The following is a 14,280-nucleotide window of genomic DNA, read 5'->3' on the forward strand; positions in this document are numbered from 1 at the left end:
AATATATCTCTGCCTTGAGTGGTAACCTCGATGCCACACATAGCTTCACATAACGTGCAAGTTGAGTAATGTTTTTGTTTTTCAGTTGGCATAATCAATGTCATAAAATTGTTAATAGCTAAAAGCTAACGATTAACGTCGTTATACACAAGCATCATTAATACTGATGTTTTTCACACTTAGATTTATGACATAACACAAGCGTGTGTTTTTTTTCATTCATAGTGACATAAGCAGGTGGTTATCACTTTAGTTGAATGAAATCGTAATTGACACATGTCCAAGGCACGGGCAGCGATACTCACAATAGGCTTAAATATACTACTTGTGAATACCTTTGGGCTAGACAGAATAGAATGGTTCTATATCCCTATTGGCATGTTGGTATTGTGGATAATAGCCAAGGTGCAGTGTTTGATCCTGCTAAAAATACGGCAAATATACCACCAGCGTTAGCCACCCATAGGGTTTAAACTTATTAGTCATAAATGAGACCAAAAGCCAATGCCAACCTAAATAACTCTGAAAAGAAAAATATGCAAAAGGAGTTAGCAGCGGTTAAAGGTAGGCTGGAGGTTCTGGAAGCGATAGTCACAGATAAAAAATAGAGCCTGTAACAGATTCTGTGTAACTGCCATTATTTAAGATGTTTCTCGAGGCGGTCCCCGAACTCGATAATAAAGCGAACCATCGCCTGTCGCCAGTTATGAATTGGCATAGACCATTTTTTTGATGCTTCGGTAATAGCTAAGTACACCATTTTCTTAGCTGAATCGTCGCTTGGAAATATCTTTCGTTTCTTAAGTGCCTTACGGATAACGCTGTTGAGAGACTCAATCGCGTTGGTCGTATATATCGCTTTTCGGATGTCCGCAGGATAATTAAAGATAGTATTTAAGTTCTGCCAGTGTGCTCGCCATGACTTACTAATTTGCGGATATTGCTCGTCCCAGGTGTCGCTAAAACGCTCGAGTTCAAGCAAGGCTTCTTCCTCTGTACTTGAACGATACACACTCTTTAAATCAGTAGTAACAGCCTTGTAGTCTTTCCAAGAAACGTATTTAAGTGAGTTACGCACCATGTGCACGATACAAAGCTGAACATGGGTTTGTGGAAACACTGCGTTAATCGCATCAGGGAAGCCTTTGAGGCCATCTACACAGGCAATTAGGATATCTTCTACACCACGATGTTGCAGCTCAGTCAGCACACTCAACCAGAACTTAGCGCCTTCGTTCTCGGCTACCCACATGCCCATTAGCTCTTTGTGGCCTTCGGTATTAATACCAAGCGCAAGGAAGATGGATTTATTGATAACACGTTTATCTTGGCGAATTTTCACCACAAGACAATCGAGATAAATAATCGGATAAATGGGGTCGAGCGGTCGTGATTGCCATTCAACGACTTTGTCGATGACGGCGTTAGTCACTCTCGATATAAGCGTGGGTGAGATGTCTGCCCCGTACCATTCATCAAAGGCTTGAACGATTTCCCTTGTACTCATGCCTTGAGCATACAGCCAAAGAATTTTCTCATCCATGGACGTAAATCGAGACTGATTTTTTTTGACCAACTTAGGCTCAAAAGAGCCATCACGATCACGTGGTGTGTCGAGGTCGAACTCACCATCTTCCGTTTTTATACGCTTAGAAGTCATGCCATTACGACTATTTTTGACTACTGATTTAGCATGTTTCTCGTAGCCTAAATGCTCATCCATCTCAGCGTTTAATGCAGCTTCAACGGTTATTTTCTTCAGCATTCGACTGAAATCATTCAGGTCTTCTGGGGTTTTAATGCCTTTGGCCGCTTCTTTAGCGAAAGCTTCAAGTTCTTTTCTGTTCATTTGCATCTGCCTATCCTTAACTCTCAATAGAGTAATTTATGATAAGCAGTTACACAAAATTTGTTACAGCCTCAAAAAATATCAACTTCAGCAAGTATTAACCAAACTAAAAGCAGTGGACTAACACTTTCTACTAGTGATTAATTCTCAGAACAATATATTAGTGATGGTTTACCTGATCACTAACAACTAAATCGAGTTTAATGGGTTGATTTTAATTACTTATCTGTGATGAGCTAAGTCTTAAACATATTAAATGGTTTAGGATTCACTTGAACGATCCAATTATCTCCTTAGTGGCGGTGGGACTTATTTCCATTACCTGCCAATTTTTGGCTTACAAAATAAAACTTCCGGCTATTTTACCGCTATTAATTGCAGGGATTATTGTTGGTCCAGTAACCGGTATTATTAATGCGGACATATTATTTGGTGACTTACTCTTCCCAATAGTGTCTCTGTCGGTCGCTATTATTTTGTTTGAAGGTTCACTGACTCTGAAATTTAAAGATTTAGGAGGGCATGGTTCAATGGTTCGCAATCTGTGCACAGTTGGTGCCCTGATCACTTGGATAATTGCCGCTCCTATTGCTCATTATGCTATGGGTATGTCTTGGGAGATGGCATTTTTGTTTGGTGCTATTGTTACCGTAACAGGACCCACGGTGATTGTACCTATGTTACGAACCGTGAGACCCAGCACTAAAATAGCTAACATTTTACGCTGGGAAGGCATAGTCATCGACCCAATTGGTGCATTGTTAGCAGTATTAGTATTTGAATACATAGTGTCTACCCAAAATGCGCTAAGTCATACCTTATTTGCTTTTGCTAAAACCATTTCAGTCGGCGTTGTTTTTGGCGCCCTTTCGGGCTACCTAATGGGCATTATTTTACGTAATAACTGGATACCGCACTATTTAGTGAATACCGCAGTATTAACCTTAATGTTGGGTGCATTTGAAAGCTCTAATATGATTGCTCACGAGTCTGGTTTATTAACAGTCACAATCATGGGTATATGGTTGGCGAATATGAAACGGGTCGAAGTCGATGATATTTTGGAATTTAAAGAAACCTTAAGTGTATTATTGATTTCTGGATTGTTTATTCTTCTAGCCTCAAGAATTGAACTCAGCGCTATGCTTAACTTAGGCTGGGGATCAGTCGTAGTCTTGCTGGTGATCATGTTTGTTGCTAGGCCAATATCTGTATTTATATCGTCCTTGGGGACAAATTTAAATTGGCGTGAAGTGGCACTTCTTAGCTGGATTGCACCCCGGGGTATAGTAGCAGCAGCGGTATCTGCTTTGTTTGCATTGAAATTAGAGGCGTTAGATTACGGCCAATTTGAATTATTAGTACCCTTGGTGTTTTTGGTTATCATTGTTACAGTCGTCATTCAAAGCCTTACTTCGGTTAAAGTCGCTAAATGCCTCGGTCAAAGAGCTCCTGCCCCTTATGGTTTTTTGATTTTTGGAGGGGGGTTATTTTCAAGATTATTTGCCAAAGAATTGATTGTGCAAAATGTTACTGTGCACTTGGCCGATACAAACTGGGAAGCGATTAGGTTGGCGCGTATGGACAATATCCCATCCTACTTCGGTAACCCCATGTCTGAACATGCTGAACGCAGTTTAGATTTATCTTTATTTGGCACTGTGTTGGTTATGTCGCCCTACAAACAACTCAACCCACTGGTAACCTATCATTTTGAACATGAAATGGGCAAAGGCAGTGTGTTAGGCCTTAGTGCTAATGAAAACCAGCAGCGCGCAAGCCACCAGGTTTCAGAGTCTTATGCTGCTAAACTATGCCTGTTCGATGATGGCATCACCTATGCGAAATTGGCAGGTTACGCGGCTAAAGGTGCGACTATCAAGACAACACGTTTGTCAGACGAATTTACCTTTGACGACTACCAGAAACATTATGAAGGGCGTGCCATTGCATTAAGTACCATTGAACCTAATGGAAGGGTAACAATGTATACTAGCCTGACCGATACCCACCCCAAATCTGACTGGCGAATTATCAGTCTTATTAGTGAAGATAAACCAACAGATCCTAATCTAAACCCAACAAAAACCACTTAAAGACTCCAATGTATCTATTCCAACCTTGGAGGTGTACTGGACGCTTTGGCATTTGTGAAAGCCAGTATGCTTGATAACGCCAGTTGTACCTCTATCAGTAGCGAAAAATGTCACATCAATTCCCAAAGATATACACACCCAACCCAACCCAATATAATGCCCTAAATGACACTTTTGGTGGCTTTCAGTCAATTTAAGAAGCGCAGAGGCAAACATCAAAAACAAAGCCGGGCTTGCCATTGTAAAAAGACCAAACAACAGTCGAAAGTATAATATATCAACTATAAGTGACTGCACCATGTAACAAGGGCCACTTAGCAAATGGCAAGCTTAATTGTCTGATAGTTAACAATTGTTGATAATCAAACATGAGCTTGCACAAAGTTAGTAAATTTGCGCCAAAGGCCATGCCTGTCAAAATGATAAAAATGAAACACTGAAAAGATAAATAAGAGCTTAATTAGGTAAAATCAAAGGCTATTTGATTTTACCTAATTATCTATATTGATTTTTTGTTGAGGATCATTTTTAAAAGTGCCGCTGCCGCCTCTGCGTCACACAAAGCACGATGGTGACTTTCCAATGGGATTTCAAAAGTTGCACATAAATTGCCTAGGGAATAGGACTTAAGTCCAGGGAAGTATTTTCTTGTTTCTCTTACCGTGCATAATTTAGGCATTTTAAAATAACGATCAATGCGCTGATATTCTTGTTTAAAAAATCCGTAATCAAAGTTGACATTATGCGCTACAAATACGCAATTTTGCATAAACTCACTGAGACTATCAGCGACTTCACTAAATAAAGGAGCATCTTTGACCATATCATTACTGATACCCGTGAATTTAGTAATAAACTTTGAAATATGTCTTTGTGGATTTATCAGACTACTCCAAGTATCGACTATTTCACCATTAATCATTTTCACTGCACCAATTTCAGTAATGCGATGTTGTGGTTGTCTACCCCCGGTAGTCTCTACATCAACCACGACATAAGTCTGCATAGGATCGACAAACCATTTGACTCTACAAATTCGTACATCAAACCCAGCGTATTGCAATGCGTTCATGCTTACGTATTGGTTGGGTCGGATACTGTCACCCGGTGCTTTTACCTCCTCGAATCGGAGTTCTCCATTTTCTATGATCATTAAGTCTGGATAACCATCATTCAGGCCATGGTAATTTTGAGCCATCGCTCTTAAATGAACCACAACAGACTCTGATGGGGCCGCGTTTAAAAAAATTGATATGATCTGTATAATCTGAGTATTCCAACGGAACATGCCATTAGGTTGACCATAATACTGCGCGGCTATCTTTGTTAGATAGGCAATGGCATTTTGTGGCTTAGAAAACATCAGTAGCCGCTGCTCGATGGCCTCCGCTAACATTTCATAAATCGTATTTTCCTTGACTACTTTAGGTCTACGATCAAACTCTGTTGCTATTGAATCGACTTGCTGATTAAACAGCTCCTGCCAAAATGTCAGGCCAAACAAAGCGTTAAACAGACGGTTTTCAGTCCTTAAAGCAGTCGCTCCTAAATTCTGGTAATAGTATTTAACACCCTTTTCCACTTGGTCTTTATGTATTTCATCTATAACTAATTTATAACTGTCATTTCGTAGTTTTTGAGTTAATTTACTGACTTTTACTTGATGAAACTTGCGTTCATAAAAGTCTTCAGCGAAAAGTAATAAAGTATCATCTAAAGAGTTATCAATAATGTTTTCTAACTCAGTTTTAACCCTATCTTTTTCGCCCAACTTGTAGAGTTCTCTTAGCCATTTTTCTTGCGCTTTATGATGAGTGGATGCACAAAGATATTCCATTGCTAACATAGGATACTCAGGCAATAATTGTTTACCTAAGAGATAGAAAAATTCACCCTGAAGTTGTTTAGATTGTGCACAGTTGATGGCAGGTTCAGGATGTTTAAATGTGCTGAGGTTACTTACTGCATATTTCTGTATGTCTAGATCATTACAATTGAGTTGCCCAAGCTTATAACTATAAAAGAAAACACTCTTAGCCTGTTCCAAGTTATCAAATCTTGCAGTAGGTTTTGGAATATTTTGACGTGTTTTTAATACTCCAAGATCACGCATCGAAAACTTATCTAATCCACTACTGGTATCACCAAAAAATAAAAATAATAAATAGGCCAAACGGGACTCAAAGTTTTTGACTCGAAATTGCTGTGCAAGATCTGAGGAGAGGCATTGAGTATTCGTGCAGGAATGAATCACTTGATCCAACAAAACCTGTTTTGAAGCACTTTTTGTAACTCCACTGACAGCATACTGCTCTAAAATTTCAAGCAACTGTATTTTCGTTAATTGTTGCAGCCAAACTTGGACATCGTCAGGTTCTAATTTCTGTAATAAATATGCTTGCTCCAGTACAGCCAATTGACCTAGGCATTCGTTGATCTCGTGATAAAACATTTTATTTAAGGTAATAAACAAACCTTGCCGATTGATGACCCTGACAAACATGCACTGAGCGTCATGGCATAATTGCTGATAACAACTTAAAAACTCTTGGTGTTCTTGGTCTAGCAAGTGCGCACATTGTTGGGTAATAAAATGAATAAACTCATTAAAATGAGCATGATAATATTTTTCTGGTAATTCTTTTGGAGATTTGCGCATTGGAGGACACTAGTTGTAAACATTGGACCCATTATATACAGTGGTTTATACAGTTGTAAAATTTGATGCTTAAATTTAGGTTATACCTCAAATTCAGGTCTTTAATTTTGCATAGGTTTCTTTTTTAAAATATGGTGATTTAATACATATCGAGCTTAGATGATAAAAATGAATGGGCTATTATGAATAGTGTTTAACGGTGCGCATCATCATATTTCGACACGGGGTAATAGCAATTACCCAATCTATTTTCAGATTGATAATTTTAGTTGATTCTGCGATTTTATCTGTCGTGTGTGAACGCTACAATTGGGTTGTTTACGCGGATTGTTTAATGAGTAATCATTACCCTATTTTTGTTGAGACACAGGATGACAAACTGAGTCAGAGGATACACCAGTTAAATGGTACTTTTACACAATCGACGAATCATAACACCACCTAAAATTTCTGGGGCAGAGTATACTTTAGTCAACTATTTGGCTGTTCTATGCCATAACCAAAGCTACCAGTCCTTTGGGCATCCTACAGCCGCTCATTATTCAACCTTCAATTCTACATTCTACCAGCACTGATCACGACCCATTCTAAGGGTTGCGTGAGTGCAATCAGTCATACCCCCCGACTTCTATATATTCATCCATATGTAAAACTAAAAGCATTGGTATCACAAAGGACAAACAAGCACAGGGAAAAAGAAAATTGCGGCTTCGCTAAAAAGATAAATATCCATCATTTCTGGACAATAAATCCCAATTAAACCTAACGGGTTGCAATGAGCGATCAGCAGACATTGAACAAAGCTTTACCCCCCAAATAGTTCACAGCCTCAAATAAGTGTGTTTGAATAAAAGCCGTTTATAACTATAAACAAAAGCAATATTCAAGACTGGTTTGTAAAACAGTGGGAGGCGCTTGTTTTGAATTCCGAATTATGAATTACATAAAAAAGGTTAAGTAAAAGACGAAAATAGCCGATTTTACTCCCTTAAAAAATAAAATAGATGTCAATATGGAAAATGACATTTTGTTTTTACCTATACTCTAGCTCAGCTATAGACATAATAGTCAAAAGATGGATTATCACTGTGAATTATTCCCTAATCCAATTGCAGTGCGCTTGCTTCGACAGGGTAGCCAAAATAGAAACCCTGAAACGCATCACAGCCGATGCCAGCCAAAAAGTCGAACTGGGCTTTGCTTTCAACACCCTCGGCAATGACATTCAAGCCCAGGTTATGGCCCAGTGCGATAATAGTCTGACAGATCATAGCATCGCTGGGGTCAGTCAACAGATCAGTAACAAATGACTGATCAATTTTAAGCTGCTCCAGCGGCAAATGCTTGAGGTAGGACAGCGATGAGAAGCCAGTACCAAAATCATCCAGTGAGAAACATACACCTAGCTTTTTTAGGGCTTTCATCTTCTCAATAATGCCGGCGATATCGTTTGCCAGCATAGTCTCGGTTAGTTCCAGCTTGAGCAAGTGAGGATTGGCCCCGCTTTTTGTTAACACACGGGTGATACTGGCGACAAAATCATCTTGCGATAACTGCAAGGCGCTGACGTTCACCGCCATGCTCCATTTACTTTGCTCCGGTTGTCGTGACCATTTCACCAATTGTGCACAAGCGGTTTCCAGTACCCATTGGCCTATAGGTAAAATCAGACGTGTTTCTTCAGCTAGTTGAAATAGCTGCGTTGGCGGAACCATACGATGCTGTGAATTGTTCCAGCGCAGCAGCGCTTCTGCACCTATGACACTGCCATCACTGGTGGTTTGGATTTGATAGTGCTGGACAAACTCATTCTGCCTCAGGCCTCGGCTTAGATCTTGTTCGAGGGCACTGCGTACTTCCGCCGCCGCCTGCATACTTGGGTCAAAAAAGCGCAAGGTATTGCGCCCTGCTGCCTTCGCTTGATACATGGCGATATCGGCATGCTTGAACAATTCGTCCATTTCACTGTGGTTGTGCATAAACATTATGATGCCAAGACTGGCGGTGATGGTGTAAGTTTGCTGATGCAATAAGTAATCTTTGCCCAGTACATACAATATTTTTCTGGCTATTGCCTCGGCCTGCATTGCCGCGTTTTTATCATTCTGATCTAGAGCTTCCAGTAACACCACAAACTCGTCACCACCGAGTCGTGCGAGACTATCGCCCTCGCGTACACAGTTCTTTAAACGGTTGGCGACCTGCTGCAACAGCAAGTCGCCCATGCCATGGCCCAGAGAGTCATTTAGCAATTTAAAATGGTCAAGATCCAGAAATATGAGTGCTGCATAGTGTCCGCTTCGGCTAGTGGTATATAGAGCATGGGATAGTCTGTCCAACAGCAAGCGTCGATTAGGCAAGCTTGTCAACGGGTCAAAAAAAGCCAGGCGACGAATTTCTTCTGCGTCATGGTGCTGTGCGCTTACATCGTTAAATACGATACGCAGCACTTTCGCACCGTCTTCTTCAGGCACACATACGCCAACTAGGTGTGCCCAAAAAAGCGTATTGTCCGAACGCCGTATTTTCAGTTCGCATATTGTCGAAACATTCTTTTCGCTGTTCAGGGTTTTATGTCTAAACAGGTAAAAGTTATCTTCATCTTCGTTGACGACAAAAGCAGACAGTGACTGTTGCAATAAGGTTTCTCTGCTAACGCCCAGCAGACTAGCAGCGGTGAGATTGGCTTGCAGGATCACTCCGTTGCTATCGACCGTACAGTAAGCCACCGGAGCCAAGTCATACAATGCCACATAGCGTGCCTGAGACTGTGCCAGCAATTCCTGAGCAAGATGCAAACTGTCATTCTGCATTTCTAGTTCGATTTGATGCACACGCAATTCATGAATAATTTCATTGGCAGTAGCGACACTGAGTTTATTCAGCTCTTCAGGCCATAGTGGGCTTCGTTCACGCTCAACGGTTTCGGCCCGTTCGCGCAGTAATTTGGGAGGCAGGTGCGAAGCCAGAAGGCTATTGAACTGGCCGGGTAGAATACTTTTTCCCTTAGTCACTATTATTTCCTTTTAAGAACTGCTCCATGGTTGCAACGCCGTACAGCTCTCCACTCTCATTGAGTAAAGCGGTGGCCGTCATCCATATGTCTAGCGTAAGCCCCGCTTTGTTGAGTCGTTGGGTTCGATACGGCTCGATTTCATCATCGTTGCTAAGTTGCTTGAGCTTGCTCAGCGCATCTTTTTGTTGCATTTTAGGAATACGTTGCTGCACATTAAGTGACAGTGCCTCCTCTTCACTCCAGCCATAGAGCTGGGTGGCGGCGTGGTTCCAGGCCAGAGTTTGGCCTGTGAGGTCTTGCACTGTGATGGCGTCACGGGCATGTTGCAGTAGAGTGCCCAGATGCGTGACATCATTGCTTTGCTGCAAGGCCTCACGGGTGTGCTTTGCCTCGGTGATATCAACAAAGGTAAGTACCGCCCCTTCGATAGAGTTGTTGAGGGTACGGTAAGGCAAAATACGCATTGTGAACCACTTGTTCGAGATGGTTTCAACATCCATAACACTGGGGATCAAGGTGTCTAACACGGCTTGAATATTCCTTAACAATGCCTCGCTGTTATGCAAATTAGTGACAATATGCGCCAACGGTCGCCCTTCATCACTGGCGATCAAGTTGATAATGCTGGTGGCGGCGGGAGTGAAGCGCATAATACGCAGATTAAGATCGACGAAAACAGTGGCGATACCGGTACCGGCCAATAAATTGTTCATGTCGTTATTTGCACGCGTCAGATCGGCCATCTTGCTTTGCAGCTCAACGTTCACCGTAGACAACTCTTCATTGACCGATTGCAATTCTTCTTTGGAGGTTTCCAGTTCCTCATTGGACGATTGCAGCTCTTCGTTGATCGACTGCATTTCTTCATTGGAGGATTTAAGCTCTTCATTGGACACCTCCAGCTCCTCATTAATCGCATGAAGATATTCTTCTTTGCATTGTAATTCCTGCATCAGAGCGGCGATACTGGCCTTATCGTCCGGTATGTTTCCCGCTGTGACTTCGCTGTCCGTGCTGTTGGCAGGATGTAAAGTAGGACCTTGTTCGCCCACTGGGACCATATCCAGGATGACCAAATATAAGGCATTGTCCGATTTTTTGTTGGGCGGTGTTACTGTGGGTCGAATAGTCAAGTTGACAGTTGTGAAGTCGCCATTGGTTTTAACCCGCAGCCCCGGGGAGTGAATGATGACTTGTTTGAGGGCCGCCTGATGCAAAGACGCAGATAGCTCGTACTGTAAACCCTGGCGCGCCATTTTAAGGATGTTGTTAACAATGGTTTCCCCGGCTGAAGGTTCCAGATACATACCCGTTCGTCCAAATAGATAGAAAATATCACCACCGGCATTGACCAGCGCGCAGGCCGATTTGATGTGTTTCAACAAGGTTTGTTCGGTTAACGCCCGCAGCGATACTTTGTCATCATCAGGGGAGATGTTCGCAATGGTTTTGATAGTGTGTGGGACTCGCGTAGATGGCGTCATTAAGCGTGAAAATGTCAGGCGATGCTGAGCATGAAAATTTTCCTTGCGTCTAAAAATCTTTGACTGCCTTTCCTTGACCGTAAATAAATCGGAAAAGTCATTGATACCTTCCGAGCTACCTAAAAACAAAAAGCCACCAGAATTCAGTGCATAATGAAACATCGGTATGACTTTGTGCTGTAAGTCAGTGTTCAAATAGATCAGTAGATTGCGGCAGCTGATCAGGTCGAGTTTGGAGAAAGGCGGGTCTCTAATAATGTCCTGGGCAGAAAAAATTAACATGTCACGAATGTTTTTATGTAAGCGATACATAACGTCCTCGCCCTTACCCTCGGCAATAAAAAAACGCGACAGCCGCTCACTTGATATATCCACCGCTACGCTGGCTGAATAAAGCCCGCGTCGTGCTGTCTCAATTGCTTTAGGGTCAATGTCTGTGGCAAAAATCTGTACTTCATAGTTCTTTTTGAGTAAGGCCAGTTTTTCGTAGATAAGGATGGCGATGGAATAAGCTTCCTCACCGGTTGAGCAGCCAGCTACCCAAACCCTGATCGGGGAATTCAGCGGCCGATCGTCAAAAAGTTGAGCTATTACTTGGGTTTCAAGATCGTCAAATGCCGCATTGTCGCGAAAAAAGTGGGTCACACCAATCAATAAATCCCGAAACAAATGCTCTACTTCCTGCCGGTTTCTCTGCAAATATACGACATATTTTTCAATGCTGTCGATTTGATGCACCGCCATCCTTCGCTCAATACGCCGGTTAACCGTGTTGGGTTTGTACTGGGAAAAATCGTGGTTGGTCTGTTCCCGCAATAACCTAAACACTTCCATCAACGAGTTTTGAGTCTTAAACTCTTCGACGTGCATGGAACGCTGCTCATAGCCATACTTTACATAAGCGATGAGTGCGGGGCCCATGTCCCCTGCGTTCAACTGGTAATCAACCAGACCGGTGGCGATAGCATTGTTCGGCATGCCGTCGAATTCAGCAGTTTCAGAGCTTTGCACCATTACCATGCCTCCTTCACCCTTGATCGCCCTTACCCCCAGAGTCCCATCGCTGCCAGTGCCTGACAGTATGATACCGATGGCGTGACCACCTTGGTCGACGGCCAGTGAACGAAAAAAGAAATCAATCATCATTGGTTGACCCCGCGGCCCAGTCGGGATGGACAGGTGCAACTTGCCATTAACAAAAGCCATATTGTGATTGGGCGGTATGATATAGGCGCAATTCATGCGCACCTGAACCCCCTCGTCCCTATCGACAACTTCAAACACCTTCATGCGGGTGTATTGCCGTACTATTTCAGTGAGAATACTTTTATGGTCTGGGGCTAAATGCTGCACCAGAATAAAGGCCATGTTGGGCTCAACATCGCTTGGTAATCCAGCAAAGAAGGCTTTAAATGCGGCCAGACCGCCAGCTGAGGCGCCTATGCCTACAATCGGAAATTGCTCGAGGGAGTCGGACTTACGGTCTTTTTGACCTTGAAGTTGTTGCGCCACCTCAGTCCTTTTTTTTTCAACCATGAATTACTTTGCACCTGAGTGTCGGTAAGGCCGATTATTGGTTAAAGACCGGTAAAAGTTAATACTAAACATGTAAAGCCATAACTACATTCCTTAATTACACCGATGCTTGCCTGCTGGTTCGAAGCGTTGACATCATTCCCCCTTAATTTTACATCCATGACAAAAAAAATATTGCTCTAGCCTCATAAAAAACAGACCCAAGCAACCTCAAGTACTAGTTCGGGCAACAGCATTAAATCAGTTTAACACCGAACACCTTAATTTAATCTATTACTTCGCTCTAATCGCAGTAAAATGATTAAATCCAAGCTGGCTGGTGATCGCTTCAAGGAGTCATACAATAAATTCCATCGACTGACTCCTTACTACTACAACCACTAATCAAAAGGGTGAGCCATGACTGTCGGCTATTGGCACAAACTATTTAAAAACTATAAAGAAACTTATGGGGTCAGATACTGTCTTGATGATCAAGCCCAAATCTGATTAATGTTGATAATTTATATTAAACATTTTTCCTGATTTCAATACCCGAAAGCCAGTACCAGTAATTTTCGCATCACCGCGATCAAAGCTACTTTTTTAGGCTTACCTTTGGTTAAAAGTTTATTATAAAAAGCGAGCATTAATGGGTTATATCTGACGGCAACCATGGCTGGCATATACAATGATTTACGTAATCAAGCACTCCCTGTCTTTGATAAGCTGGAACGATTAAGACTGGTTCCAGGTTGATCAATGCTTGGGTTGAGCCCGGCATAACTACTTATCTGTTTTGAGTTTTCAAATAAAGAAATATCACTTATATACGCTAGCAATGCCCATGCTGTTTTGTCCCCATTACCATTAATACTAACGAGTAACTTAAGCTGAACGGTTAGTGGCTCATCCTGCTTAATAATCATGGTTATTTCTTTTTTAATGACCTCTATTTGTTTATCAATAAAAGTCAGCACCGACTCAATGGAGTTTGCAGCTGCCTTATCTAAGCTCACACCCAAACGATTGTTTTCCTGGCTTTTCATCTTACTTAACTGATCTAGGCGTGTAACAAGAAGCTGTACCCGTTAAAATGCCGCAGACCTTGGTATGAAGAGGCCTTTGTCAATCACTGCGCTATTAAATAAGTACTGACAATAGCGAGCAATACTCATCGCATCGGCTTTATCTGTCTTATTTCTCGCCATTTCCATTTTAGCAAACGCATGGGTTTGGAGTGGATTGGCAACAATGACCTTTTGGTTGGTTTGATATAAATGCTTAGCTAATGCCAAACCATAAATCCCCGTTGCTTCTAAACAGAAATAGGCCGGGTTTTTAAATGACTTTATCCATTGTGAGAATTTTAAAAAACCAGACTGCTTGTTCTTAAATTGACGACTCATATACTTACCATCCATCAACACGGCCACATCAAAAGTTAATTTAGATATATCAATACCCACAAATATCATGAAGTAGCCCTTACGTTGAGATACACTAATTTTGATTGGATAAGTTAACGTCAACTGCATTCTTGTCGCTATTCGTGCTACAGCTTCAGACTGTGCACAAGATACTGTTCGCATTTTAAGACGTTAATGGTGAGAGGTAGGCACTAATCTGATCCACAGAATGGTAAGCACTAAGAGCAATTG

General features: G+C 41.9%; 7 protein-coding genes. 1 reads left to right on the top strand and 6 read right to left on the bottom strand.

Annotated elements, in window-relative coordinates; genetic code table 11:
• Positions 1 to 637: 637 nt before the first annotated feature.
• Positions 638 to 1,849, bottom strand: coding sequence for an IS256 family transposase (locus Q0Y52_RS03885; protein WP_297816481.1), 1,212 nt, complete (start codon positions 1,847 to 1,849; stop codon positions 638 to 640).
• A gap of 272 nt (positions 1,850 to 2,121) precedes the next feature.
• Here Q0Y52_RS03885 and Q0Y52_RS03890 point away from each other — a divergent pair, with 272 nt between their 5' ends.
• Positions 2,122 to 3,945: a sodium:proton antiporter gene (locus Q0Y52_RS03890; protein WP_297818283.1), complete on the top strand. Its 1,824-nt coding sequence runs from the start codon at positions 2,122 to 2,124 to the stop codon at positions 3,943 to 3,945.
• A 499-nt stretch (positions 3,946 to 4,444) separates the two neighbouring features.
• Here the strand turns inward: Q0Y52_RS03890 and Q0Y52_RS03895 are convergent, their stop codons facing one another.
• The 5 genes from Q0Y52_RS03895 to Q0Y52_RS03915 all read right to left on the bottom strand — a co-directional run bounded on the left by Q0Y52_RS03895 (position 4,445) and on the right by Q0Y52_RS03915 (position 14,157).
• A complete protein-coding gene (locus tag Q0Y52_RS03895) occupies positions 4,445 to 6,604 on the bottom strand; it encodes an exonuclease domain-containing protein (protein WP_297818285.1) in 2,160 nt (719 codons plus the stop codon).
• A gap of 1,100 nt (positions 6,605 to 7,704) precedes the next feature.
• Positions 7,705 to 9,618, bottom strand: coding sequence for an EAL domain-containing protein (locus Q0Y52_RS03900; RefSeq protein WP_297818288.1), 1,914 nt, complete (start codon positions 9,616 to 9,618; stop codon positions 7,705 to 7,707).
• Positions 9,611 to 12,640 carry a CheR family methyltransferase gene (locus Q0Y52_RS03905; RefSeq protein ID WP_297818291.1) on the bottom strand — a complete coding sequence of 1,010 codons (3,030 nt, stop codon included), beginning with the start codon at positions 12,638 to 12,640 and terminating at the stop codon, positions 9,611 to 9,613. The genes Q0Y52_RS03900 and Q0Y52_RS03905 overlap by 8 nt, the downstream gene beginning before the upstream one ends.
• A 683-nt stretch (positions 12,641 to 13,323) precedes the next feature.
• Positions 13,324 to 13,638, bottom strand: coding sequence for a transposase (locus Q0Y52_RS03910; RefSeq protein ID WP_297818570.1), 315 nt, complete (start codon positions 13,636 to 13,638; stop codon positions 13,324 to 13,326).
• Positions 13,639 to 13,710: 72 nt separating this feature from the next.
• On the bottom strand, positions 13,711 to 14,157 hold the full coding sequence (locus Q0Y52_RS03915) for a transposase (RefSeq protein WP_297818294.1): 447 nt from the start codon (positions 14,155 to 14,157) through the stop codon (positions 13,711 to 13,713).
• Positions 14,158 to 14,280: the final 123 nt, after the last annotated feature.

Source organism: uncultured Paraglaciecola sp., from assembly GCF_943787955.1.
GTDB lineage: Bacteria > Pseudomonadota > Gammaproteobacteria > Enterobacterales > Alteromonadaceae > Paraglaciecola.

Bases quoted from the DNA above. Each gene is read 5' to 3' on its own strand.
- Q0Y52_RS03895 (WP_297818285.1), bottom strand. From the start codon at position 6,604: ATGCGCAAATCTCCAAAAGAATTACCAGAAAAATATTATCATGCTCAT.
- Q0Y52_RS03885 (WP_297816481.1), bottom strand. From the start codon at position 1,849: ATGAACAGAAAAGAACTTGAAGCTTTCGCTAAAGAAGCGGCCAAAGGC.
- Q0Y52_RS03905 (WP_297818291.1), bottom strand. From the start codon at position 12,640: ATGGTTGAAAAAAAAAGGACTGAGGTGGCGCAACAACTTCAAGGTCAA.
- Q0Y52_RS03915 (WP_297818294.1), bottom strand. From the start codon at position 14,157: ATGCAGTTGACGTTAACTTATCCAATCAAAATTAGTGTATCTCAACGT.